General features: G+C 60.0%; 22 protein-coding genes and 4 pseudogenes. 14 read left to right on the top strand and 12 right to left on the bottom strand.

Going from position 1 to position 23,095, the window contains the following annotated elements; translation table 11 throughout:
* Positions 1-74: 74 nt before the first annotated feature.
* Entirely contained in the window at positions 75-986 is a 912-nt protein-coding gene (locus XH92_RS37205) for a LysR family transcriptional regulator (protein ID WP_194456503.1), read from the bottom strand.
* On the opposite strand from XH92_RS37205, the gene XH92_RS37200 reads away from it, so the two are divergent.
* The 4 genes from XH92_RS37200 to XH92_RS37185 all read left to right on the top strand — a co-directional run bounded on the left by XH92_RS37200 (position 966) and on the right by XH92_RS37185 (position 4,311).
* A complete protein-coding gene (locus XH92_RS37200) occupies positions 966-2,120 on the top strand; it encodes a tripartite tricarboxylate transporter substrate binding protein (protein ID WP_246787956.1) in 1,155 nt (384 codons plus the stop codon). The two genes, XH92_RS37205 and XH92_RS37200, sit on opposite strands and share 21 nt — an antisense overlap.
* The gene (locus tag XH92_RS37195) at positions 2,078-2,851 is read left to right on the top strand and encodes a dienelactone hydrolase family protein (protein WP_194456502.1); all 774 of its coding nucleotides are present in this window, start codon (positions 2,078-2,080) and stop codon (positions 2,849-2,851) included. Before XH92_RS37200 ends, XH92_RS37195 begins: the two co-directional genes overlap by 43 nt.
* Before the next feature lie 57 nt (positions 2,852-2,908).
* On the top strand, positions 2,909-3,400 hold the full coding sequence (locus tag XH92_RS37190; RefSeq protein ID WP_194456501.1) for a lipocalin-like domain-containing protein: 492 nt from the start codon (positions 2,909-2,911) through the stop codon (positions 3,398-3,400).
* A 146-nt stretch (positions 3,401-3,546) separates the two neighbouring features.
* On the top strand, positions 3,547-4,311 hold the full coding sequence (locus XH92_RS37185) for an IS5 family transposase (RefSeq protein ID WP_194456500.1): 765 nt from the start codon (positions 3,547-3,549) through the stop codon (positions 4,309-4,311).
* A 947-nt stretch (positions 4,312-5,258) separates the two neighbouring features.
* Here XH92_RS37185 and XH92_RS37180 read toward each other — a convergent pair.
* The 3 genes from XH92_RS37180 to XH92_RS37170 form a co-directional block, all read right to left on the bottom strand.
* Entirely contained in the window at positions 5,259-5,843 is a 585-nt protein-coding gene (locus tag XH92_RS37180) for an aminodeoxychorismate/anthranilate synthase component II (RefSeq protein ID WP_194456499.1), read from the bottom strand.
* The gene (pabB, locus tag XH92_RS37175) at positions 5,840-7,234 is read right to left on the bottom strand and encodes an aminodeoxychorismate synthase component I (protein WP_194456498.1); all 1,395 of its coding nucleotides are present in this window, start codon (positions 7,232-7,234) and stop codon (positions 5,840-5,842) included. The genes XH92_RS37180 and pabB overlap by 4 nt, the downstream gene beginning before the upstream one ends.
* 104 nt (positions 7,235-7,338) lie before the next feature.
* The gene (locus tag XH92_RS37170) at positions 7,339-7,698 is read right to left on the bottom strand and encodes a Dabb family protein (protein ID WP_194456497.1); all 360 of its coding nucleotides are present in this window, start codon (positions 7,696-7,698) and stop codon (positions 7,339-7,341) included.
* A gap of 1,678 nt (positions 7,699-9,376) precedes the next feature.
* Here XH92_RS37170 and XH92_RS37165 point away from each other — a divergent pair.
* The 7 genes and pseudogenes from XH92_RS37165 (at position 9,377) to XH92_RS37135 (ending at position 15,248) form a co-directional block, all read left to right on the top strand.
* Positions 9,377-9,625: a hypothetical protein gene (locus XH92_RS37165; RefSeq protein ID WP_194456496.1), complete on the top strand. Its 249-nt coding sequence runs from the start codon at positions 9,377-9,379 to the stop codon at positions 9,623-9,625.
* A 1,092-nt stretch (positions 9,626-10,717) separates the two neighbouring features.
* The gene (locus XH92_RS37160) at positions 10,718-11,119 is read left to right on the top strand and encodes a transposase (protein ID WP_194456495.1); all 402 of its coding nucleotides are present in this window, start codon (positions 10,718-10,720) and stop codon (positions 11,117-11,119) included.
* Positions 11,116-11,463 carry an IS66 family insertion sequence element accessory protein TnpB gene (tnpB, locus tag XH92_RS37155; RefSeq protein WP_027584861.1) on the top strand — a complete coding sequence of 116 codons (348 nt, stop codon included), beginning with the start codon at positions 11,116-11,118 and terminating at the stop codon, positions 11,461-11,463. Before XH92_RS37160 ends, tnpB (XH92_RS37155) begins: the two co-directional genes overlap by 4 nt.
* Before the next feature lie 45 nt (positions 11,464-11,508).
* Positions 11,509-13,161 (top strand): IS66 family transposase, encoded by a 1,653-nt coding sequence (locus XH92_RS37150; protein ID WP_194456494.1) that lies wholly within the window; start codon positions 11,509-11,511, stop codon positions 13,159-13,161.
* A pseudogene (locus tag XH92_RS44145) lies at positions 13,110-13,598 on the top strand (Fic/DOC family N-terminal domain-containing protein); the annotation flags it as partial. The gene XH92_RS37150 and the pseudogene XH92_RS44145, both read left to right, overlap by 52 nt.
* A 235-nt stretch (positions 13,599-13,833) precedes the next feature.
* Positions 13,834-14,937: an IS5 family transposase gene (locus XH92_RS37140; protein WP_194456492.1), complete on the top strand. Its 1,104-nt coding sequence runs from the start codon at positions 13,834-13,836 to the stop codon at positions 14,935-14,937.
* Complete coding sequence (locus tag XH92_RS37135; RefSeq protein ID WP_194456491.1) at positions 14,934-15,248, top strand: hypothetical protein; 315 nt, start codon at positions 14,934-14,936, stop codon at positions 15,246-15,248. The genes XH92_RS37140 and XH92_RS37135 overlap by 4 nt, the downstream gene beginning before the upstream one ends.
* Here XH92_RS37135 and XH92_RS37130 read toward each other — a convergent pair.
* Positions 15,234-15,780 (bottom strand): annotated as a pseudogene (locus XH92_RS37130) (transposase); the annotation flags it as partial. The gene XH92_RS37135 and the pseudogene XH92_RS37130 sit on opposite strands and share 15 nt — an antisense overlap.
* 74 nt (positions 15,781-15,854) lie before the next feature.
* On the opposite strand from XH92_RS37130, the pseudogene XH92_RS37125 reads away from it, so the two are divergent.
* Positions 15,855-16,880 (top strand): annotated as a pseudogene (locus XH92_RS37125) (IS110 family transposase).
* A 244-nt stretch (positions 16,881-17,124) separates the two neighbouring features.
* On the opposite strand, the pseudogene XH92_RS37120 reads toward XH92_RS37125, so the two are convergent.
* The 3 genes and pseudogenes from XH92_RS37120 to XH92_RS37110 form a co-directional block, all read right to left on the bottom strand.
* Positions 17,125-18,126, bottom strand: a pseudogene (locus XH92_RS37120) (IS66 family transposase); the annotation flags it as partial.
* A 74-nt stretch (positions 18,127-18,200) separates the two neighbouring features.
* A complete protein-coding gene (gene tnpB, locus XH92_RS37115; protein ID WP_027583889.1) occupies positions 18,201-18,545 on the bottom strand; it encodes an IS66 family insertion sequence element accessory protein TnpB in 345 nt (114 codons plus the stop codon).
* A complete protein-coding gene (locus XH92_RS37110; protein ID WP_246787954.1) occupies positions 18,542-18,889 on the bottom strand; it encodes a transposase in 348 nt (115 codons plus the stop codon). Before XH92_RS37110 ends, tnpB (XH92_RS37115) begins: the two co-directional genes overlap by 4 nt.
* A gap of 300 nt (positions 18,890-19,189) precedes the next feature.
* Between XH92_RS37110 and XH92_RS37105 the strand changes: the two genes are divergently transcribed.
* A complete protein-coding gene (locus XH92_RS37105; RefSeq protein ID WP_246787952.1) occupies positions 19,190-19,570 on the top strand; it encodes a Fic family protein in 381 nt (126 codons plus the stop codon).
* A 44-nt stretch (positions 19,571-19,614) separates the two neighbouring features.
* Here XH92_RS37105 and XH92_RS37100 read toward each other — a convergent pair whose 3' ends face one another.
* The 4 genes from XH92_RS37100 to XH92_RS37085 form a co-directional block, all read right to left on the bottom strand.
* Positions 19,615-20,217: a plasmid pRiA4b ORF-3 family protein gene (locus XH92_RS37100; protein WP_194456489.1), complete on the bottom strand. Its 603-nt coding sequence runs from the start codon at positions 20,215-20,217 to the stop codon at positions 19,615-19,617.
* A complete protein-coding gene (locus XH92_RS37095; RefSeq protein WP_194456488.1) occupies positions 20,214-21,779 on the bottom strand; it encodes an IS66 family transposase in 1,566 nt (521 codons plus the stop codon). The genes XH92_RS37100 and XH92_RS37095 overlap by 4 nt, the downstream gene beginning before the upstream one ends.
* A gap of 51 nt (positions 21,780-21,830) precedes the next feature.
* A complete protein-coding gene (gene tnpB, locus XH92_RS37090) occupies positions 21,831-22,109 on the bottom strand; it encodes an IS66 family insertion sequence element accessory protein TnpB (RefSeq protein WP_194456487.1) in 279 nt (92 codons plus the stop codon).
* Positions 22,110-22,172: 63 nt separating this feature from the next.
* On the bottom strand, positions 22,173-22,595 hold the full coding sequence (locus XH92_RS37085; protein WP_194456486.1) for a transposase: 423 nt from the start codon (positions 22,593-22,595) through the stop codon (positions 22,173-22,175).
* A 283-nt stretch (positions 22,596-22,878) separates the two neighbouring features.
* Here XH92_RS37085 and XH92_RS37080 point away from each other — a divergent pair, with 283 nt between their 5' ends.
* Complete coding sequence (locus XH92_RS37080) at positions 22,879-23,037, top strand: hypothetical protein (RefSeq protein WP_194456485.1); 159 nt, start codon at positions 22,879-22,881, stop codon at positions 23,035-23,037.
* Positions 23,038-23,095: the final 58 nt, after the last annotated feature.

The raw sequence follows: 23,095 nt of genomic DNA, 5'->3' as shown, positions 1-23,095 counted from the left end.
TCTGCCGCAATGAGCGGACCTCTGTCAGACACGGCGCAACTTCGCAAATGGGCCACAAACCGCCATGCGGCGCGTCACTTTCGTTTCGCCATTGGCTTAGCGAGCTCACGGGCGCTGTCGATGACGAGCTGCACAACCGGGCTGACGGTGCGATCTTTGATCGTGAGCATCCCGTTCGGTCGACGGTCCGCCGGCAGTTCAATTGACAAGACCTTGAGCGCCGTCTCCCTGGCGAGAAATTTCAGTGTGGAAGCCGGGAAAACCGTGATGAACCGCCCCGTCTCCAGCAAGCTGACCCGCATATTGGGGGCATCGGTGACCACCGTCGCCTGGGGATACGCAAGCCCTCGGGCCAGAAAGGCTTGCGTGATGATGGAGCCGATCACGCTCTCCCGCGGCGGAAGCACCCAACGTTCCTCCGCCAGATCAGACAGCTGGATATTGCGCCGGCGCGTCCATGGATTTTTCGCGCCCGCCGCAATGACGTAGCGATCTTCAAAAAGAAACTCAAAATGCAGCCTCTCGTCGGCAATCGGGCCGCGACTCCGCACGAACGACAGATCGACTTTGCGTTCGCGGAGGTCGCGATGCAGCGCCTCGATGTAGCCGGTCACGAGCTGAAATCTGATCCGCGGATAACGCCGCGAGAGCCGGTCTATGAGCGCGGAAACGAAGCTCGCCGCCAGATCAGCCGTGCTTCCAATTCGCACCTCTCCGGCGGTGGGGTCGGCCAGAAATTCGATGCTCTTCACGCCCCGCCGTAGCTCGTCGAATGCGGCGGCACCGCAATCGATCAGGGCGCGGCCGCACGCGGTCGGCTCGACTCCGCGCCGGTGGCGATCCAGCAGGCGGACGCCAAACGCATGCTCGAGTTCCGCGATCGATCGCGAAATATTGGGCTGGGTGGTGTTAAGCAAGACGGCCGCCTTGCCCATGCTGCCGGCCTGCACCACCGCCATCAGCACGTGGAGATCCTGCAGCTTCATTCGCTTTCCGATGCGATCGCTCATCTGCATGAGAGTACCAATATCTGTTTTGAGATGGTCTCATCAGACAATAGCCTTATGCGTTTATGGCAGCATCAACTATCCTTTGCCGTTGAAGAGAGCCCCCGTGAGTGCAGGTTCGACGGAGCAAAGGCTGTGACTCCCTCTCGACGTCAATTTCTACGCTTCGCAGCCGGGGTACCGCCGCTGCTGTCGGGCCTGGCTTACGCCGACACCTATCCCTCCCGGCCGGTCCGGATCATGGTCGGCTTCGCCGCCGGCGGCCCAAACGACATTCTCGCGCGCCTGGTCGCAGATTGGTGGTCGGAGCGGCTCGGCCAGCAATTCATCGTCGAGAACCGGCCCGGGGCAGGAAGCAATCTTGCCACTGACGCGGTCGTGCGCGCGCCGCCCGACGGCTACATGCTCCTGCTGGCTGGCTCTTCCAACGCGATCAATGCCACGCTTTATGAAAATCTCGATTTCAACTTCCTGCGGGATATCGCGCCGGTCGCAGGGCTGATCCGTGGCGCGCTGGTGATGGTGATCCACCCATCGGTTCCTGCCCATACGATTCCCGAGTTCATCGCCTATGCCAAAGCCAATCCCGGGAAACTCGCCTACGGTTCGGGTGGCGGCGTGGGCGGGATCACCCACATCGCCGCGGAATTGTTCAAGCAGGCCGCCGGGGGGCTGGATCTTCAGTATGTGCCCTATCGCGGCGTGGCGCCCGCCATCACGGATCTGCTCGGCGGGCAGGTGCAGGTCGTCTTTGCCAATGTGGCGCCCGCGATCGGTTTTATCGAGAGCGGCAAGCTGCGCGTGCTCGGGCTGACGACGGCGATGCGTTCCCAGGCATTACCGGATGTGCCTTCCATCGGCGAATTCGTGCCCGGCTACGAGGCGAGCTCGGTGTTCGGCATCGGCGCGCCGATAGGCACCCCTGGCGCTGTTATCGACAGGCTCAACGAGGAGGCCAACGCCGCGCTGGCCGATGCGGGGTTCAGGATGCGCCTGCGCAGTCTCGACGCGACGGCACTGGGCGGCTCGCCCGCCGATTTCGGCAAGTTGATGGCAGACGAAACCGAGAAGTGGGCCAAAGTGATCAGCTTCGCGAAGATCCGACCGGAATAGACGGAGTTTTAAATGGGGGGGGGAAAGTCAGCAAGATTTTCGCGAAGGCTGGCGGCGCGTTCGATTGCTATCTGGTCGTGCCCGAGACGGACAAGCCGGTCGCTGCCGTCGTGCTTGCTTCCGCTATTCACGGCGTGGATGCCGACATGATCGCGATCGCCGACGAACTGGCGACACACGGGTTCATCGCGGCGGTGCCGGATCTGTTCTGGCGTTCGGTCGCCGGACCGCTGCCTCGGAACGACCCGCGTGCGGCCGAGCGCGCGCAGCCGCGCCTCGAGCAAATCAAGGCTGGCGAAGACGATATGATCGGCACCTTGAGACACCTCGGCACCATCCCGCAATTCAACGGCCGCGCGGCGGTGATGGGGTTTTGCTACGGCGGCCCCTATGCGATTCTCGGACCGAAGCGACTTGGCTATGCCGCAGGTATCTGCTGCCACGGGTCCCAAATGCTGGACTATCTTCACGAGCTTGCCGGGGTCGGCGAGCAAGTCTGCTTGATGTGGGGTGACGAGGACGATCGCGCTCCGGCCGAGGTGCTGCAGGCGTATCGTGACGTGGCGGTGCGCATGGACAACGTCGATTTGCACATCTTTCCTGGCGTGCGCCACGGCTACATGATGCGGACAAGCCCGTCCTTCGATCGGCCGGCATATGATTTTTCAATGAGGCGTGCTTGCGATATTCTTCGACGTCTCAAGTCGCAGTCCGAGGCTCGTAACATTTGATTGTCCGGGCTATCCTCATTTTTGTTGGAGCCCGACTTGCCATTCAGGGAGAACAGCATGGCGCGTCTCGTTGCCTTATTCGTTGCTCTCTATTGCTATTTTCCGTCTGGACCCGCGTTTGCGGACGACGCATCGAAGCTGCTGGTCGGAAGTTGGAAGCTGACTTCATGGACCATTCACATTGTCGGTGGCGATGCAACCGAGCCATTCGGTCCCAACCCGAAAGGTAGGGCAGCTTTCACGCCAGACGGGTATGCGGCCTTCATTATTGTCGGAGCGAACCGCAAGCCTGCAACAAACAACGAAGAGGCAGTGGCGCTGCTCAAGTCATTGCTTGTCTACACCGGCAAATTCACCATCGACGGAGATAAGTTCACGACCAAGGTCGACATATCGGGCAACGAACTCCTCACCGGGCTGGATCAAGTGAGGTTTTTCAAGTTGGAGGGTGATCAGTTGAGCCTTCGGACGGCTGAACAAGTCAGCTCCGTTGGCATCTATCAGGGTAAAAAAGTCGTCGGCACTCTGACCTGGGAACGCGAACACTGACCGCGCTGGAGACGGAAATGTAGCCTGTGGGCCATGAACGACAAAACTCAAGGTGAGCATAATAGGTCCGCTTTCGGGTGCATAGCGACCAGTTGAGCCTGACGGCCGAACCATGATTCAAGCCATCCGACGGAAGGGGTCGAATCATGCGCTACGAACTGACGGACAATGAGTGGTTTGCCATTAAGCCGATGCTGCCGAATAAGTCGCGCGGTGTGCCACGAGTGAATGACCGTCGTGTCCTCAATGGCATCTTCTGGGTCTTGCGATCCGGGGCGCCATGGCGCGACCTGCCAGAGAACTTCGGTCCGTACACTACGTGTTACAACCGCTTCGTCCGTTGGCGGCGGGCTGGCGTCTGGGGCGGTATCATAGATGCGCTTGCGACTGCCCATGATGCCGCTGTCCAGATGATCGACACCTCGATCGTCCGTGTGCATCAGCAGGCGGCCTGCATTAGAAGGAACCAGCGCCAGTCGATGGGAAGATCACGCGGTGGCTTGACGAGCAAGATCCATGCGGTAGTCGATGGCAATGGTCTGCCGGTACGGCTTGCGTTGAGCTCTGGCGAGGCGCACGACGTTCGACTTGCCGGAAAACTGCTGTCTCGTCTCAAATCCGGATCAATGCTGCTTGCCGACCGTGGCTATGACGCCGACTGGATCAGAGAGCTTGCCATGAATAAAGGCGCGTGGGCCAATATCCCGCCGAAAAGCAACCGCAGCGATCCGATCTGCTTTAGCCCTTACCTCTATCGCGCTCGCAACCGCGTCGAACGGTTCTTCAACAGGATCAAGCAATGTCGTCGGGTGGCGACGCGCTACGATAGGCTTGCGGGAAACTACCTTGCCTTCGTCCAACTCGCATCCATCCGCCTATGGCTGGCCGCGCGTTATGAGTCCGCGCCCTAGCTTACGCGTGCGCAGGTGGTCGAGTCTGCAAGTCTACGGCCAAGAGTGCTGGATGTCGCTCCAGCGAAGCGCCCTTCAAACCATCTCGGCGGCAGATGTCATGGCGCTCAATCAAGTCACCCGAGCGAGAGTAGGTGCCTGCCCGTATCGTGGACATGACGACGCCGATTCGAAAACCAGCATGTGGTGCTTAGCACAATCTGCTTTCGACCGTCGTTTCGCCCCGAGCGAAGGATGCCACCGAGCAGATGGCTTCGTACCAGCGAGGGTGACCCGGAATCGGTGGCGGCGCCTGGTCCGGTCGCGCCGGCCAGCGGCGAGTTCGGATGCGGATCACCGGAGCGGCGGACACGACGCCGGCGAGACCACTGCTATATCAACTCTGACTTTCCACGCTGTGATTCAGTGCACGATTAATCCGATCCTTAACCCGACGGACTGCAAGAAGCTCCAATCTCGTGTGAGTCTTGCCACTGATCTTCTTGCCATCGACGTTAAAACTGTAGCGCCATTCGCCCGGCAATGCTTCTTGAATGCTGAATTGCACGCCCCTGTGTTGCATAAATTCCTCTAGTTGCCATTACGCCCTCGGCCGCCGTCAGACCCCGCTTTTCTCAAGTGCGGATTGATCTGAGAAGCGGGCCGATATCGAAGGAAGCCGCCGATCCTTTAGGACCGGCGGCCAAGTCTAGGGAGGAAACGCCCGTGAGGGCAGCGGTAGCGAGAGTACCGCAAGGCACCGCCAATCGCTTGGCGGATCTCGGAACAAGCACTTTGCCACTATGCCAGAGGATGATCCCTGCTCATCGAATGGAGGTGATGCGAAGAGCTACGCTTTGCCGCCTCAAGTAATTCAATCGAGCCCGCACTAAAAGAAAAAGTTGCGTACGTAGCGTACGAACCGAGTTCTTTCGCGCTTTCCGTTACACCGCTCTTGGGGACCGGGCTCAAACTTCGAAACTGTCTGCCAGTTGCAAGAAATTTTCGAGCAACCTCTGACCTTGTTGCGTAAGTACTGACTCCGGGTGGAATTGTACGCCATAGGTTGGGTGGCGATGGTGCTCCAAAGCCATTACCTCACCTTCGTTTGAACGGGCGGTCACGACGAGATGATGCGCGTCTGACTCATCGAGTTCGACCGCCAGAGAATGATACCGTCCGACAGAAAGTGGCGATGGGAGAGCTTTGAACAGGCCTCGGCCGTCATGGTTAATGGGGGAGGCTTGGCCGTGCATGGGACAATGTGCGCGCGCTACGCGACCGCCGAAAACGCTTCCAATACATTGGTGCCCAAGACAGATTCCTAAGAGTGGCACGCGACCCGAAAGTTCGCGAACGACGTCAGTAGATACGCCGGCCTGCTTCGGTGTGCAGGGGCCGGGAGAAATTACGATTGCACGCGGCTTAACAGCAATGAGGTCGGCAGGGCTGACCGCGTCGTTTCGGACAACTTCCGTCTCTGCGCCAAGCTTACGAAAATAGCGAGCAATGTTGAAGACAAAGGAATCGTAGTTGTCGACGATGACGATCAAAATGCATCACATCTATCGGAACCGAAGGCATCGAACAGCCGCTGTGCCTTGGCAATCGTCTCCTCATACTCAGCTTCAGGATCTGACATCGCCGTTATCCCTCCACCTGCCTGAAACACAGCAAGGTCATCGTCGATCACAATCGTTCGGATCGCAATGTTGGTGTCCATGTGCCCGTTGAATCCAATGAAGCCGATCGCCCCGCAATAGACCTCCCGCGCCACTTTCTCGATGTCTGCAATGATCGCCATTGCTCGCACTTTTGGAGCGCCCGTGACGGAGCCGCCGGGAAAGCAGGCGCGAAGCAGGCTGACAGCGTCCTGGCCTGCAGAAAGTGCGCCTCGGACGGTCGAGACGAGATGATGCACCGACGCATAGGATTCCAGGTCGCACAGTGCGGCAACCTCGACCGAATTGTCTGTACAAACCCGTGATAGATCGTTGCGCAGCAGGTCGACAATCATAATGTTCTCCGCGCGATCCTTTTCGGAGGCAAGAAGGAGTTTGGCCCGGCGCGCATCTTCTGCGGAATCAGCGGCGCGTGCGATTGTTCCCTTGATCGGACGTGTTTCGACCTGCCGTCCATCAAGTCTTAGAAATCGCTCGGGGGAGCTCGATGCGATCGTAAGCTTACCATAGCGCAAGAGAGCCGCAAACGGTGCCGGATTCAATGATCGGAGCTGGCAATAGAAGGTGAGCGGGTCGAACAGGGGCGAAACCCTGGCACTGAAGCGTTGCGCGATGTTTGCCTGGAAGATATCTCCGGCCATGATCAAGTCGATGACGCGTTGGACCGCTGCCATGAAGCGCTGACGGCTGAAGTTGCAATGCCATGCGCCGGCGGTGCTAGGGATTATGATTCGCGGCGACTTTGGTTTGGCAAGTAGCGCGGCAAACTCGTCGGCGCGACGTCGTGCGCGCTCGGTTCGTCGAGTAGGATCCTGCTCCGGCCATCCGGTCGAGACGATCCAGCACCTGCCTTCCCGGTGATCGAAGCTGACCACCACGTCGTAAAAATGCAGCATTGATTGAGGCAATCGCAGACCAAAATTGGATGGCGATGGCACCCGCTCGAGTGTTCGGTTCAGATCATAAGCAAGGAAGCCGCTTGCACCGCCCTGAAAGGGGGGGAGATCGGGACAATGCGCTTCTTTGTATCTGGCTAGAAGGTCGCGAAGCGACTGCCACGGATCGCCTGCGAGGGCCGTTCCATTCCAACTTGCTTGTCCGTCGGTTACCAGATAGGTGCCGAACGGCTCGCAGGCCAGATATGAGTATCGCCCAAGCAGCTCATGGCTTGCCGCACTATCAAGAAAAGTAAGCTCCGGCCGCCGCGCAAGGCATCGCAGGGCCGTGACAGGCTCAATCCACTGCAGCTCGCGGATGTGCATAGGTTATCTCTTATCGACGACCGGCAGATGCCCGAGCCGCGGAACGCCGTTTCAAACGAGTGCTCGTTGTTCTACGCGCAAGAATCCTGAGCATGATGATCAAGCTAGCCGCGGCCAGATAGTCGGCTCAGCGGAGGAGCCTGGCTCACTCCTGCCATTCCAGCGAAATGCACATTTGTTGATAGCTCATAGTCAGCTGCAAACCGCAGCTCGCGGAGTGGCCGTACGCGGCGGATCGCTTCTCGATACAAATCGTGCATTTTGTAGGCAGCGAGATCTGTCTCGCTGTCGAATTCACCGTACACCACGACATCAACGTCGTTACCTAGCTGATCGCTCTTGCGGTTAGCGGCAATCTCGAGCCTGCGTGCGCATGGAATCGAGGTGAGAACCGATAGACCTTCGATGATTTGGTCGATATCGGATTTTTCCTTGGCTGTGAAGAAAACGATGTGACGGATCATATGACCGTAGACGTGGTGCCCGCGACTTAGCTCGCATTCGTATATTACGATCCAGCGTAAGGCAATGATGGACAGATCTCCGCAGCGGGGTTTGACGCCATGCGATGTCATAGCTTTGCAAACCGAAAATTCGCGTAGTTTATTTGAGCAGGTCCAGTCTCCGACGGTTTGTACGCGACGTACGAAACAGGAAGAGAAGGCGTGATCGACGTGGCCGCGCTCTGAGCGTCTAAAAAGCGATTCTCGGCTTCGCCCTGCCCCTCTTCGGCAACCCAATTTTCCAGAATCCGCTCGCGCGTAGAGCCGGGAGTCCGATATCCTGTCGATACTTCGACCCAATCCGCCACGGCTCGGGTGAAGCCGCTGATATACCCGTCGCTTCTCAAGGCCGCCAAGGCGGTGATTGCCCGGCGCAATGATCACTCGCGTTGCACGTGCACGGCGGCTCTTAGCCTCGAGTCGGGCAGGTTCCCACCAATCCCCCAGCGGCAAATGGATCGATACTGCTGCGAAGCTTGCTGCGATTTCATCGACCGAATAAGTCCAAGAGGACAGTCAACGTGCAAGCGTTCTGCCCCTAGCAAGCCTACCTGTCGATCAGCTGACGAGCGTCGCTGACGACATCGTTTGCTCGACTGTTGGTAACAGCGACCGGAGCTGCTGAACCTTGGTAGTCGATATTGGCGATACGTGACTGCGGTTGATCGCCGACCGGCAACGGGCTGAGCAAAACGGCAAATGCTGCCAGCAGGACATGCTTCCGCGTGTTGTCCGACGCCGCTGCCGTTCGCCGGCCGATTGTCTCAAAGTCATCGGCATTGATGACCGGCAGGTGCCAAGGAACTGTTCAAACTCACCAGGCCCGGTTGTACAACGGCGCGTCAGCGAGGCTGTTCTCTACACGCGAGGTTCTAGGAGCGAGGCTGAATGCAGGTAGACCTTCGTTTCCTTGAATTGAAGGTTGACTTCGGGGATCATGGTCGACGCTTGATCGAACCATCAAGGAGTACCTGTCTTATTCGCTCTGCCTGTTCCTTGGATAGCTTCTCGGCCAAGCTGTGATCCTTTAACAGCGCCGGCCCCTTGCGTTCACGATCATAAACCATCCAGCCTGTGGTGCCCATTCGAACGACGAATCTGGATTGTTGCGGAGGTAGGTCGTGGCTCATTGTCCCTCCCTGATCGATCTAGGTACGAGATCGCGCCCAGTGTCCCGAACAAAGACGACCTCGTTGTCAAGAGAACACGCCCGGCGCTTTATCCCTGAATCGGGACACTGAAAATGCCTGCCAACAAAACTACTGCACGGTTCATGCCGCTGACCGAGACCCTGTCGAATATCGCGTCCATGGTATGCAAATGCCTCGTGAAATTGATCGCCTTGCCCGGGTCCAGCCGGGTTCATGGACCCGGTCGGCGTCGCTGTGTCCTGTCGGTCGACAGAAGTTGCCAGGTGCCGCCCGGATCGCCGGGAAGGGCTTGCACGATCAGCTAAGGCAGAAGATTTCGCTGCCATCGTCAATTTAGGCCGGCAGGAGTCCGAAACGTCTTGGCCCTTCGTACCGACGAGCCTTGGTTTATGACTTCGGATCAAGTACGCGTGAGATGTGGGGCCCTTCACACATGATGATTGCGAGATGATTTACATGGGGTAACAGCTTCGGTCTCGGAGGTCCTGATGTCATTATTCAGCAGCGAAAGCTGGTCAGGAACAGCCACAACGTCGGTGCTCGGCATTCTCGTTGTCCTCGCGCTTGTCTTTGTCCTGGTCAGTTATCTGGAGTGGTCTTCAAACACCAATCTGACCGAATTCATCAGCCGCACCGAGGTCGCGTCGGTTGCCTCATCTCCGGTCATGCCGCTCAACGGACCAACAGCTTGCGAGCACGGTAAGAAAGCGCCTTTGCTTTCCGTGCCGCTGGAATGAGGGGCGCGGCAGATAAGGTGCACGCCGTCGTTGGGGAGGGCGCGAGCTTGGCCTTCCATCCATGCTCGGGCGGTATTCGCTAACTCGCCGGTCGGGGTCGCCATAAGACGGATTTAAGCCCGTGTCCCAAGTCGGATTTCGGAGTTTGCTGATTCCGATTAAGCGAGCAGAAACCGTGCCTTGGCCGTTATCAGTAGGACTACTGAGTCCGCTATCGGATGTTCTGGCCCCATCAATTTCGATGGGTCGCGATCCGTTCTTCATCTGACCCAAGAGCCGAAGAGGGGCGCCACTTGGTTTCAGTAGATTGCCGGCACAATCTGCACTTTCAGCCAAAGTCCATTTGGCGTGGATTTGCAACATCTCGCAGGAGTTGTGTCATGGGCAGTGGCATACTTGAAAGCGCGTTCATCGTAATGCTGGGGTTAACTCCGCTCGTCATCATCGGCGTCGCGATGTTCGTGCAGTAGTCCGCACCCGATCCAACCTGGGTCCGGTTGATGGCTCCAGCCTCTACACAGGGCCCAAAGTTGCTGGGGTCGCTCAATTGGAGGGGCTTCGCTAACTGGGTCCTATCTCTAGATAAATCGCCACAAACGCACTCAGGCTCGCCGCTGCGACTAGGTTGATGAATGCCAAGGGCTAGAAGGACGCACGCGATCCATTAGCCCCACCTCACAAGGATTTCGAGGTCTTACCACTCAGCACTTGGTGGAGAGATCAGAGCGGCGGCCGATGCCTGATGGCCAGAACTCGTTGGGCAATCGGCGCGAATACGAATTTTGCCCTACGCTCTCATTGTTGATGTCAGCCAAGCTTGCGCTTCCCGGTCAACTTCACAGACAGGACGTGCTCGCCGAAATAGCCATCGTAAAAAGCCCGCGGTGACGTCGACGTGAATGTCCTCCTCATTCCCCGTAGCGAGTGTCCTATCTTGGATAGTACCGTCATGGGCATAGGAACATATAAAGAACGTAACAGCGAGTTCCTGCTGGCGAGCTATGGAACCCTGTTGTATCCATCCGTCGACGGCCGCCTTGTTTGACGGAGGCGAGCGCTGCAGGTCCTAGGGGTAATCCTAGGAGAAGCGCTATGACGATTTCGCGGACAGAGGTGATCACATCGGTCGAGCGGCGGCGTCGGTGGTCGCGAGACGAGAAGGAACGGCTAGTTGCAGCATCGCTCGAGCCCGGAGCTACTGTTTCCGAGGTAGCTCGCATGGCCGGCCTTCATGTGAGCCAGCTGTTCAGGTGGCGCAAAGAGCTTTGCAAGCACGGTGAGACGAGTATAGCTCCGTTCGTGCCGGTCGAGATTGGACCGTCTGTGCCGCCGCGGGATGTGGCCGAAGCGCCATTGACGACGGCGCCGGCGCGTCGACGGAGGAGCCAGGGCATCATCGAGATCGACCTTGGTAGCGGACACCGCATCCGGGTCGATGGCGACGTTGATGGAGACGCGCTACGTCGCGTTGTCGATGCCCTGGTGCGCCGATGATTCCGGTTCCGACAGGCGCGCGAGTGTGGCTCGCGACAGGCTACACGGACATGCGCCGAGGCTTTCCGTCGTTGGCACTCCAAGTACAGGAGGTGCTGCGCAAAGACCCGCTCAGCGGTCATCTGTTCGTCTTCCGCGGTCGCCGCAGCGATCTTGTGAAGGTGATCTGGCACGATGGCCAAGGAGCATGCCTGTTCACCAAAAGACTCGAAAGAGGAAGGTTCATCTGGCCATCGGTTGCGGGCGAAGCAGTGACGATCTCACCGGCGCAGATGAGCTACCTGTTGTCCGGAATCGATTGGCGCAACCCACAAGAAACCCAGCGTCCGACACGGGTCGGATAGTCGTTTTGGGTTTGAATCTGCTGCTTGATCTGATTCAATGGCTTCATGATATCGAAGCCGGACGACCTTCCATCGGATCTTGCGAGTGCCCTGGCGGCGCTGCAGGCCGAACGTGAGGCGCGGCTACAAGCCGAGGCGGTAGCTGCCAGTGCGCGGGCGGAGCTGTCGGACAACGAGGCGCTGATCGCACATCTTGAGCTGCGGATCGAGAAGCTCAAGCGCGAACTGTATGGGCAGCGCTCCGAGCGCACGGCGCGGCTGCTCGAGCAGTTGGAACTGGAGCTCGAAGACCTCGTCGCCGCGGCGAGCGAGGATGAGCTTGCCGCGCAGGCCGCAGCGGCGAAGACGCAGAACGTCCGCCCCTTCACGCGCAAGCGGCCGGTGCGCAAGCCCTGGCCGGACGATATCGAACACGAGCGTGTCGTCATTGACGCTCCGACGAGCTGCGCCTGCTGCGGCGGATCGCGGCTGGCGAAGGTCGGCGAGGATGTGACCAAGACGCTGGAGGAGATCCCGCGTCGCTTCAAGGTCATCGAGACAGTGCGCGAGAAGTTCAGCTGCCGCGATTGCGAGAAGATCAGCCAGCCGCCGGCGCCGTTCCATGCCACGCCGCGCGGCTTCATCGGCCCAAAATTGCTGGCGACGATCCTGTTCGACAAGTTCGGCATGCATATCCCGCTCAACCGCCAGAGTGCGCGCTTTAAGGCCGAGAGGATCGATTTGCCGCTGTCGACGCTGGCTGACCAGGTCGGCCACGGGACCTTCGCGGTCATGCCGCTGTTCCACTTGATCGAACGCCGTGTGCTCACTGCCGAGCGTTTACATGGCGATGACACCACCATCCGTATCCTGGCGAAGGGCAAGTGCACGACCGGACGGATCTGGACTTACGTGCGGGATGACCGCCCCTTCGCCGGGCCTGCGCCGCCGGCGGCGGTCTATTACGCCTCGAGCGACCGAAGAGGCAAGCATCCCCAGAAGCATCTGGCCGCCTTCGCCGGTATCTTGCAAGCCGATTGCTACAACGGCTTCGAGCCGCTGTTCGACCCGCAGAAGAAGGTGCTGCCGGTCACGCCGGCATTTTGCTTCGCCCATGCACGGCGAGGCTTCTTCGAACTGGCCGACATCGAGAAGAATGCCCGGGAAGGCCAGAGAGGCAAACCGATCTCCCCGATCGCGCTGGAGGCTGTCAGACGCCTCGATGCGTTGTTCGAGATCGAGCGCGCCATCAACGGCCGCAGCGCCGACGAGCGGCGTGCCGTGCGCCAGGAGCAGAGCAAGCCGCTGCTCGACGACATGCACGACTGGCTGCTCCGCGAGCGAGAAACCCTATCGCGTTCCTCCGAGGTCCTGAAGCCCATGAACTACATGCTCAGGCGCTGGGACGACTTCGCCCGCTTCCTCGACGACGGCAGGATCTGCCTCAGCAATAACGCCGCTGAAAGAGCGTTGCGCGGCATCGCGTTGGGGAGGCGCAACTGGACCTTCGCCGGCAGCCAGCGTGGCGCCGACCGCGCCGCCATCATGCTGACCATGATCACGACTTGTCGCCTCAACGAGGTCGATCCGAAAGCCTGGCTCGCCGACGTCCTCGACCGTATCGCCGATCTTCCCGCATCGCGTCTGCACGAACTGCTGCCCTGGGAATGGAAGCTCCTGCGCCAAGCCGACAAGCCCGCCGATCAGCAGGTCGCCTGACCTTCACACAACGCCCGGCCATCATAGAGGCTGCCGCTCTCACGCGCATGAGCCAATCTGGCGGTCTTCGTCGTATGCGTACACCCTGTTTTGGGGTTCTGAGATCGCAGTCTGCTATGGCTTTTTACAGGAACCCTAATTATAATAGGAAACCCAACGCCCAGATTTGGCTTTTCATGAAGCGGAGCGATCTCAGCCACACCATCCGGGAGACCCTCAAGCGGTTGCCGCCGCCGTACGATTCACATTACGGAGTCGTTCCGCCGGCGCCGCCCGAGGAGGGCGTTTCGGTAGCTGGGGCGGCGAAAGCTCTGGATGCTGCCCAAGCGGCTTTCGGCAAGGTCGACGCCATCGCGGCGCAGATGAAGGACCCCTACATCGTCAGCCGCGTGCTGACCAGACGCGAGGCGGTCAGTTCGTCGTCGATCGAAGGTACCCAGAGCACCCTCGACGAACTGCTGTCCGTGGAAGAGACGGGGGACGATGGTGCCAGGGATGTAAGCGGCAAGCTGAGGCCGTCAGGCGGCGTGGTTCCATGGCATCAGCGCATCGATTTCGCTGCTCGGCCAACCGTTGGCGATACGCTGAAGAGTTAGCAGGCTGTTGAAGAAGTCGGTAGCGAAGCGTTTTGTATCGTGATTCTCTAGAACCAGGATTTGCCTGGGGGATGCGATGCGGGGGAGTGACGAACGGTCTGGCTCGCTTTTCAGTTATGTGGACCTGGAGGCTCGGGTTCGCGCCGACCATCCGCTACGGGTGATCCGGGACCTGGCGAACGCGGCGCTGGGCGACCTTTCTGGGGAGTTCGGCAAGCTCTATACGGACTTCGGTCGCCCCTCGATCGCACCGGAGAAGTTGCTTCGGGCGATGCTTCTACAAGCGTTCTATGGTGTTCGTTCGGAACGGCATCTAATGGAACGGATAGAGTTCGATCTGCTGTTCCGCTGGTTCGTCGGGCTTGGCGTGGACGATGTGGTTTGGGACCATTCGACCTTCTCGAAGAACCGCGACTGGCTGCTCGAGGGCGAGATTGCGGCCAAATTCCTGAACGCGCTCTTGGCGCAGCCAAAGCTCAAGCGTCTGCTATCGAGCGATCATTTCTCGGTGGATGGGACGCTGATTGAAGCCTGGGCTTCGATCAAGAGCTTCCGGAAGAAGGATGGCAGCGACAAAGACCAGGATGGTCCGGGACGCAACGCCGAGCGCAGCTTCCATAAGGAGAAGCGATCCAACCAGATCCATGAGAGCACGACCGATCCTGAGGCGCGGCTCTACAAGAAGGGTGACGGCCAGCCAGCCAAGCTGAGCTATATGGGCCATGCTCTGATGGAGAACCGCAATGGCTTGGCGGTTTTGGGTGGAGTGAGCCAAGCAACGGGCACCGCCGAACGGGAGATTGCGCTTGCCATGATCGACAGGCGCAGGTGCACGAAGCGGATCACTCTGGGGGCCGATAAGGCCTATGACGTCACGCAGTTCGTGCACGATCTCAGAGAGAGGTCGGTCACTCCGCATATCGCGATCGACGGACATCTGAGCAAGACCGGCAAGCGGCGCAAGACGGCGATCGACGCGCGGACCACACGCCACAGCGGCTATGACATCAGCCAGCGTTGCCGCAAACGGATCGAAGAGGTGTTCGGCTGGATCAAGAGTTCCGCTGGTTTGGCCAAGGTAAAACTGCGAGGCCGCGACCGGGTCGATGCCGTCTTCGTCCTGGCGCTTGCAGCATACAATCTAATCCGGCTTCCCAAGCTTCTGGCGGCGCCGGCATGAGCATCCGGGGCAGGTGGCGGGTTGTCGAGACGCCAGGCTACGATATGGCCCTGGCGGGCGCCTATATCCTGTTCGATGCGGACGGCGGCGAGTTCGCCGTCGATTGCCTCACTGGCTCCATTCATGGAGCCTGCCACGGCGATGCCGTCGAGTTCGGCTGGCAGGGAAACGACGAAATGGAGCCAGCCAATGGTGACGGCTGGGCCGAATTGCAGGATGACGACTCACTCGAAGGTGAGATCTGCCTCGCCAACGGCGACAACATCCCATTCATCGCGCGTCGATCAAAGACTTCTTCAACAGCCTGTTAGGGCAAGCCAAGCGAACGGATCGACGTTGTTCATCTTTGCTGTCTGCAGCAGTGTTGCGATGGTCGCCCAGGTTCGTCCGCCGCCGTCGCTGCCCGCGAAGAGGCTATTCTTTCTCGTGATTGTTTGTGGCCGGATGGCGCGTTCGACGATGTTGGAGCCGAGCTCGATGCGACCATCGGTCAGGAAGCGTTCGAAGATGGCACGGCGCGAGACGCATAGCGATTGCCTCGGCCAGTTTTGATTTGCCGGAGATCCGCCGCAAGGTCTGCTGCCAGAGGTCGAAGAGATCCTCGACGATCGACGCGGAGGCTTGCTGACGCGCAGCAACGCGTGCGTCGGGGCTTTGACCGCGTACGGTCTTCTCGACCTGCCAGAGCTTTGCCATCCGCTCGACCGTCGTCGTTGCCACGTTCGAGCTCCCTGCAACATGCAGCTCGTAGAACTTGCGTCTGCAGTGTGACCAGCAGCCAGCCAACGAGATGCCATCATTGCCGCGATCGGATCGCGCGAGCTTGTTATAGGCGGCGTATCCGATGGAGTGGACGCCCCCCGACGGCATCGATTGTGCCAAGATGTGGGTGTTGAAACCCGGTAAGGAGGACGTCCGTGGACGAGGTTAGCATCGTTGGTTTGGATTTGGCCAAGAACGTGTTTCAGGTTCACGGCGCGGGGCAGGATGGAAGGATGGTCCTGCGCAAAAAACTCAACCGTGGCAGATTGCTCGAGTTTTTCGCCAAGTTGCCAAGGTGTGTGGTCGCGATGGAGGCCTGCGCCAGCGCTCATTATTAGGGGCGGGAGATCGGCAAGATTGGCCACGATGTCCGGCTGATCCATCCCTCTTACGTGAAACCCTTCGTTAAGCGCCAGAAGAACGACGCAGCAGATGCAGAAGCAATCGCCGAAGCCGCGTCTCGACCAACGATGCGCTTTGTCGGCGTCAAGAGCGCTGAGAAGCAAGCCTCTTCCATCGCGTTCAAGGTTCGTGATCTCTTAGTTCGACAGCGCACACAGACGATCAATGCTTTGCGCGGACATCTTGCGGAATACGGTTTGATCGTGGCTCAGGGCGTGAGGCATATCCCCCGATTGCATGAGCTCCTGGCAACATATCCGGACCTACCCGACCTCGCTCGTGGCCTTTGCCAGAATCTCTTGAAGCACGTGGAATCCCTGTCCGAGCGGATTGCAGAGCTGGAGAAGGAACTGCGAGTGCGCGCGCGACAGGACGAGGTGGCCTCTCGCTTAATGACCATTCCGGGGATCGGTGCAATCTGCGCCACAGCGATAGAGGCCTTGTCGCCGTCGGCGGAGACCTTTTCCAAGGGGCGCGATTTTGCGGCCTGGATTGGTCTCACGCCCAAACAGAATTCTTCCGGAGGCAAGGATCGGTTGGGCAAAATCTCCAGGATGGGCCGGCGAGACCTCCGGCGCCTCCTTGTGCTTGGTGCGACCGCCGTCGTGCGATGGGCAAGACGACATGGATCGCCAGCAGGATCCTGGCTCGCGAGAATGCTCTCGAAGAAGCCACCAAAGCTGATCGCGGTCGCTCTAGCAAACAAAATGGCGCGTATCGCCTGGGCCTTGATGGTCCGCGGTGGCGCTTACCAAGCTCCAGCGTCTGGCGCTGCGTAACGCAAGGCCAGACGCCGGGAGACGTCGGGATGTGGTAAGGTCTAACGGAGGGTTATGGGCAATCGGTCAGGGACTGGGATTGGAAGAATCAACAGGTGGATGAGTGCCAGCGAGCACGCGTAGCCGAATTGGATCCAATCCACGCATTCCATAAGGGCCCGCGACGTGTCGAGGTCGCATCACGAGGCCGGACACACGTCAGCACCCGACCACATGCCTGTTCCGAAGTTAGATTTTGCTTGCATTTACTGGGGCGTCCACACACATCCACCTGCAGAATGCCGCGATAACCATAGAGGTGCCGCACCGCGCATTCGCCGGCGCGGCTATCTTCGAAGCGATAAGCCACCATCGGCGGACCGCTGCGGCCAAAGGTTCGGTCATCTCGGGCATAGGCCCATAAGTAGGCCGTCTTTGTCGATCCGGAGCCCGGAGCTAACGTCGGCAAAGTGGTTTCGTCGGCAAAGACCCGTTCGGCCTTCTTGACCTCGCTGAAGATGTAGTCGGCCATGATCTCGAGCTCGAAGCCGAGCTTACCCATCCATTGTGCCATCAGCTGGCGGTCCAGCTCGACATGATCGCGGGCGTAGATCGCCTCCTGCCGGTAGAGCGGCAGGCCATCGGCATATTTGGCGATGGCGATCTGGGCCAGAAGCGCTTCCGTCGGAATGCCTCCTTCGATGATGTGGGCCGGGGCCGGAGCCTGGATGACGCCGTCCGCGTTCTTGAAGGCATACTTGGGACGGCGCGTGACGATCACACGGACTTAGCCGGTACCACATCCAGGCGCTCCGAGACGTCCTCGCCGATCAGCACTTTCTGCTTGCCGGCATGCTCAGCCAGCTCTTGCGGCTCAATAACAGTTTCGATCCGTTCCAGATGGGGCGCAAAGCCCTTGCGCCGACGCGGTGCACGCTTGTCATCCGCCTGCGCACGGCCCTTGCTGACCTGGGCCTTGATTGCAGCGATGCCGGTCTCGATCGTCCTCGAAGACGAAGGCCTGCTGTTCATCGTCGCCGTTCGCCGAGCCGAGCTTTTCCGATCGTCGGCCGAACCGGGCGCGGTCGAAGGCCTTCAGGATCTGCGTCAGCCGCTCGATGCGTGCATCGGCGTCGGCGTTGCGGGCCTTGAGATCGCCGACTTCACTCTCCAGAGCATCGGCGCGGGCCGCTTTCTCGGCCATGGCAAGAACCATGGCCTTCAGCGTCTCTACGTCATTCGGGAGGCTAAGATCGGGCGATGTCATTGACCCGACCAGAGCACATTTTGCCCCGGTTCTCTTGCCCTTTCAGCTCACTGATTCACTTCGCCGCAGTGCTTTTACCCAACAATCTCCGGCGGCTTGACCGCCGCGGTTCGGACCCGCTTCCAGTCCATCCCATCGACCAACGCCATCAACTGCGCAGCATTCAGCTGCACCCGATGATGTCCGATCCGCGGCCAGCAGAACCTCGCCTTCTCGAGCCGTTTTAAATAGAGGCACACGCCGGAGCCATCCCACCATACGATCTTTATTCGGTCAGCCCTTTTCGCCCGGAACACGTAAAGCGCACCGTCGAACGGATCTGAGCCCGCATCGCGCACCAGCGCAACAAGCCCATCGATCCCCTTGCGGAAGTCGACTGGGTGACTGGCCAGGAACACCTTCACGCCGGAGGGGATCATGCCGAACGGACTGCCCGGATCACCCGCTGCAGCTGCGCCTCGTCGACGTCCACGCCGGCGCGCACGATCACCTCGCCAATGGCAATCTCGATCACCCCGCCTGCCGCAGACGCCACCACCCCCTCGCAGCTCGAGTGCCGCGCCAGGCAATGTCGGTCGGCCCGAGCATCACGGCGCCAGGCGAATAGCTGGGACGGGTGAATGCCGATCCTGCGGGCGATCGCCGAGACGCTCGCGCCAGGCTCCTGCGCCTCTGTCACGACTTGAGCCTTAAACTCGTCCGACCAGTGTCGACGAAGCTGCCGCGGCGCTCCCTCAAGACGGTCGGCGACCGCTTCGATCATATGGAAGGTTCTAGTTCCAGAACTAGGCGCAGACATAGAAGCTCACATCGGCTTACAAACTCAGCAGCCGATAGCCGATCGCTCACCCCCGCACCAGACGGGGTCTCTTTGCCGCTTACCCAGGGATGAAGCACGTCAGATAAGAAACTACGCCGTGGCACTGGATGGATTCATTCCGCTGGCGGCGAAGGATGGATACGGCGTCTTCACGATGGAGTTGATCCAAAATCTCCATAGCGCCGTGATGAAGGACGATCCAGACTACCAGGACGTCCCCGGTGATCTCCGCAACCGCGTAGTATGGATCGGCGGAAAAGGCGATATCGCGTATTCGAGCTTGAATCCTCCGCCCCAGCCGATGTTCCCGACTGCCTCGCTCAGACCATCGACTTCCTGCGGAACGAGGGCATGCAGGAGATGACTCAAGGGTTCATTACGCGCATGGCGATCGCGCACGCTCATTTCGAAGCGGTACATCCCTTCCGCGATGGCAACGGCCGCGTCGGCCGCCTCCTTCTTCCGCTTATGATGGCGGCGGAGAAGCACGTCCCCTTGTACCTGTCGCCGTATATCGAAAGCAAAAAGGAAGCGTACACTACGCCTCGCTCAAGGATGCTCAACAGCGGCTGGACTGGCAGCCGATTATCGCCTTCATGGCCGAGGCCGTCACCGGAACGGTAGACGGTAAGCGTAGCTCTGCGGCCCTTTTGATTGACGCTTGACGCCTACTTTGTCCGCGTAGCGCGTCGTCGCGGCTTCCATATGTCGGACAATGCGTTGACCGCCGCCTCAAGCGCCTTCCGGTCGACGACGTTGGGATCGAATCGTTCCGGGCCCCAGAGGCGCATATGTTCGTGCTCCGGGTGGGTGGGGTCGCTGATGGCCTCAAGATATTCGGCATAGCCTGGCGCACCGCCGACGTCTTCCGGAGGACAACGACCGGCGGCCTCGAGCAAGAAGGGCAGGCCCTCCGTTGTGGTGTTCTCGAACCATTTTTCGAGCTTGATCACATGGTCCCAGCTGTCGCCGAAGTCATAGAGATAATGGATCGTCTTCGCACCGGTCTCTTGAACGATATTGGAGAGCCGCGTCTTGCGGGCATCGACGGGCTGGGGGCCAAAATCACCATCGGGATCAGGGATGCCCCAACGTCCTTCGCCAGCCAGGAACTCGAAGAGATGGCTATTCGTCCAGCCAAACGCCGCCTGAAGCGTCAGATGCAGCCGATCAAGGCGCAGCGTGAGCGGCACGACAAGGCATCGCATCACCTCCGGTTTCACGTCCTTGAGGGTCACCTTGATCCGGACCGCGGTCGTGTTCAGGCTCATGCCGCCAGCCTCGGATCGTGTGTATGCATCGTATAGGTCGACGCCCAGGGAAGCAGTTCGTCCAGTCGTGCCGCAGCCCAGCCATTGACGAGCTTGGCGAGAACGTCAGCAAGCCAGTGCTCGGCGCTGACGCCATTGAGCTTGCAGGTCTCAATGAGCGAAGCGAGCAATGCCCAATTCTCAGCGCCCTCGTCGCAGCCGGCAAAAAGGGCGTTCTTGGCGTTGAGCTTGATCGGCCGCATCGCTCGCTCGACAGCATTGGTGTCCATCTCGATGCGCCCGTCATCAAGGTACAGTGTCAGGCCGTCCCAATGCCGCAGCGCATAGCGCAAAGCCTTCGCCGTGTCGCTCTTCTGCGCAAGGTGATCAAGCTTGGCCTCGAACCACGGCTTCAAGGCTGCAGCCAGAGGCCGGGCATGCGCGTGCCTGCCGGCGCGGCGCTCGTCCGCAGATCGGCCGCGGAGAACCTTCTCGACCGCATATAGCTGAGCGATGCGCTCGAGGGCCTCGCGGGCAACCGGAGCTGGCGCTGGTGCCGCCTCGCGCTCGATCTTCACAAACTGGCGCCGCAGATGCGACCAGCAGAAGGCGAGCGTCCCGGACAGGGCGTCCGCACGCGTCTCTCGGGTCACGGTCTTGTAAGCCTGATAGCCGTCGCAGTGGATGATGCCGCGATAGCCCTCAAGCAACCGCAAGCCATGAACGGCGCCGCGGCCCGGTGCATAGGCATAAACCACTCCAGGCGGATCAGGTCCGGCCCAGGGCCTGTCATCGCGCGACAGCGCCCAGAAGTAGCCGGTTTTGGTCCTGCCGCGCCCCGGATCCAATACCGGCGCCGGGGTCTCATCGACGCAGAGCTTCGAGGAGGCGAGCAGAAGCTGGCGCAGCCGATGCCACAACGGCTTCAGTTCCTGGGCGGCATAGCCGACCCAGAAGGCCAGCGTGGAACGGTCCAGCGCTATTCTGTGCGTCGCCAGCATCTGCGCCTGGCGGTAAAGCGGCAAATGCCAATGATACTTCGCGTCGATCACATGCGCGACCAGCCGCTCGGTGGGCAATCCTCCCCTGATCAGTCGCTCGGGAGCAGCATGCTGCAGGACGACGCCATGACAGGCGCGGCAGGCGAGCTTGGGCCGGCGGGTGACGATGACGCGATACTGCGCCGGAACGGCGTCAAGCCTCTGGCTCTCATCCCGACCAATCTCAAAGAGGTCGCCCGCACAAGACGGGCAACAGGTCTCGGCCGGCATCAAGGTTTCCACGATGCGCGGTAAATGCTCCGGCAGCTGACCACGGTTGGCTCTGCGCTCGGCCGTCCTCTTCTCGCAAACTCTGGGATTGGCGCGATCTTCGGTGGCTTCGAGAGCTGCGACGGCTCCTTCGATGTCCTCCAGAACAAGCTGTAGCTGATCAGCATCGAGCTTTTCCGAGGATCGACCGAACTGCGCATCTTTCGCAAGCTTGAGTAACCGCTCGAGCCTGGCGCAGCGATCCAGCAGAGCCGCGGCAAAGACACGCAACTCGGCTGGATCGCTCGGCAGCTCATCGGGCAAATCACTCATTGGCCCGAGCTTGCCATGCTTCGCGCCGTGATGCAGCGAAGATTTGTATTTTTACGCAAGCGCTTTCGGCTGCGGGATTCGAGGCGCGTGCATGCGTGTCCAATCCATGCCGGCCAGAAGCGCTGACAACTGGGCGGCATTCATCCGCATCACGCCGGCCACGATGGGTGGCCATTTGAAGCCGCTGCCATCGAGCCGCTTCCAGTACATCGCAAGGCCGGTGCCATCCCAGACGACAATCTTCACTCGAGCGGGGCGCTTCGCACGGAAGACCACCGCTACGCCCTTCATCGGGTCATGGCCCAGCGTCTCTTTCGCCAGCAGGGCCAAGCCCTCCCTTCCTGAAGTCCACGGGTTGCGTCGCCACGTAAATCGTGAGGCTCGCGGGCATTGTCAGCATGAACGTGTCCGTCGGAGCGCTAGGAACACATCACTCAGCACAGCAAGGCCAGGCGTCCCGCGCACCTCTACGCGCGCCCCTTGGAACTCGATCGTCACAACGGCGGCTTCCGGCGACTCGGAGGGTTCCGCGGTCGCCGGCAACGCCGATTCCGATACCACCGGCACGAACGACAGCGTGTCCGCCGACGCCGGCAGCACCAACTGGCCCAACCGCGCACGGCGCCGCCAGTCATGCACCTGCTGGGGCCGGCAGCCATGACGACGGGCGACATCCGTGACAACCGCACCCGGCTCGAGGCTTTCGGCGGCAATCTGCGCCTTCAAATCGTCCGGCCAGCGCTTGCAACCTGCACCAGCATACACTTCGATACGTGGTGAAAACCGTCGTCTTATGTCGTCAGAATGGTCGTCCATTATGAGCACCCTTGCAGAAGATGACTCTTCTAGCGGTGCTCTCAAGACTCCGCACAAGCAATCCAAGGGGCCTCGGCGCTACGCTTACGGTAGACGAACTCATCCGAACCCGTGAGGCGCTGTCCGAACTGTCCAACATTTGGAGGGAGCGCCGCAAATTCAGAAGGGGATCGGCGGCCGCGCGCGCCCTAGACGAACTTCACAATTATCCAGTCGTGACGGCCAAGCGGCTCGGCGAACTCCTCGAGATCAGTTCTCCGCAAGTCCATCAGCGATCGTTCAATTGGAAGAGGTTGGCATTCTGGCCGAGCGTACTGGCTATTCGCGCAACCGCGTCTATGCGGCCACCGAAGCGCTGAGCATCATCAATCGCCCGTTCGGCGAGGAGCCACTTCTTCCCGAGGAGGTCGATCCGGACGAAGTGTCTGCAGGTCCCAAGTGACGGCAACCTTTGCATCATCGAAAAAGAATGCGTTGTCGGCACCTCTACAAGTCTCACC

It is taken from the genome of Bradyrhizobium sp. CCBAU 53421 (assembly GCF_015291625.1).
Taxonomy (GTDB): domain Bacteria; phylum Pseudomonadota; class Alphaproteobacteria; order Rhizobiales; family Xanthobacteraceae; genus Bradyrhizobium.
The sequence above is the reverse complement of the archived record's forward strand: the minus strand, read 5'-3'. Positions and strand labels throughout refer to the sequence as shown.

Bases quoted from the DNA above. Each gene is read 5' to 3' on its own strand.
- XH92_RS37205 (WP_194456503.1), bottom strand. From the start codon at position 986: ATGAAGCTGCAGGATCTCCACGTGCTGATGGCGGTGGTGCAGGCCGGC.
- XH92_RS37190 (WP_194456501.1), top strand. From the start codon at position 2,909: ATGGCGCGTCTCGTTGCCTTATTCGTTGCTCTCTATTGCTATTTTCCG.
- XH92_RS37185 (WP_194456500.1), top strand. From the start codon at position 3,547: ATGCGCTACGAACTGACGGACAATGAGTGGTTTGCCATTAAGCCGATG.
- pabB (WP_194456498.1), bottom strand. From the start codon at position 7,234: ATGCACATCCGCGAGCTGCAGTGGATTGAGCCTGTCACGGCCCTGCGA.
- XH92_RS37170 (WP_194456497.1), bottom strand. From the start codon at position 7,698: ATGATCCGTCACATCGTTTTCTTCACAGCCAAGGAAAAATCCGATATC.
- XH92_RS37165 (WP_194456496.1), top strand. From the start codon at position 9,377: ATGTCATTATTCAGCAGCGAAAGCTGGTCAGGAACAGCCACAACGTCG.
- XH92_RS37160 (WP_194456495.1), top strand. From the start codon at position 10,718: ATGACGATTTCGCGGACAGAGGTGATCACATCGGTCGAGCGGCGGCGT.
- tnpB (WP_027584861.1), top strand. From the start codon at position 11,116: ATGATTCCGGTTCCGACAGGCGCGCGAGTGTGGCTCGCGACAGGCTAC.
- XH92_RS37150 (WP_194456494.1), top strand. From the start codon at position 11,509: ATGATATCGAAGCCGGACGACCTTCCATCGGATCTTGCGAGTGCCCTG.
- XH92_RS37140 (WP_194456492.1), top strand. From the start codon at position 13,834: ATGCGGGGGAGTGACGAACGGTCTGGCTCGCTTTTCAGTTATGTGGAC.
- XH92_RS37135 (WP_194456491.1), top strand. From the start codon at position 14,934: ATGAGCATCCGGGGCAGGTGGCGGGTTGTCGAGACGCCAGGCTACGAT.
- tnpB (WP_027583889.1), bottom strand. From the start codon at position 18,545: ATGATCCCCTCCGGCGTGAAGGTGTTCCTGGCCAGTCACCCAGTCGAC.
- XH92_RS37110 (WP_246787954.1), bottom strand. From the start codon at position 18,889: ATGATCGAAGCGGTCGCCGACCGTCTTGAGGGAGCGCCGCGGCAGCTT.
- XH92_RS37105 (WP_246787952.1), top strand. From the start codon at position 19,190: ATGGATCGGCGGAAAAGGCGATATCGCGTATTCGAGCTTGAATCCTCC.
- XH92_RS37100 (WP_194456489.1), bottom strand. From the start codon at position 20,217: ATGAGCCTGAACACGACCGCGGTCCGGATCAAGGTGACCCTCAAGGAC.
- XH92_RS37095 (WP_194456488.1), bottom strand. From the start codon at position 21,779: ATGAGTGATTTGCCCGATGAGCTGCCGAGCGATCCAGCCGAGTTGCGT.
- XH92_RS37085 (WP_194456486.1), bottom strand. From the start codon at position 22,595: ATGGACGACCATTCTGACGACATAAGACGACGGTTTTCACCACGTATC.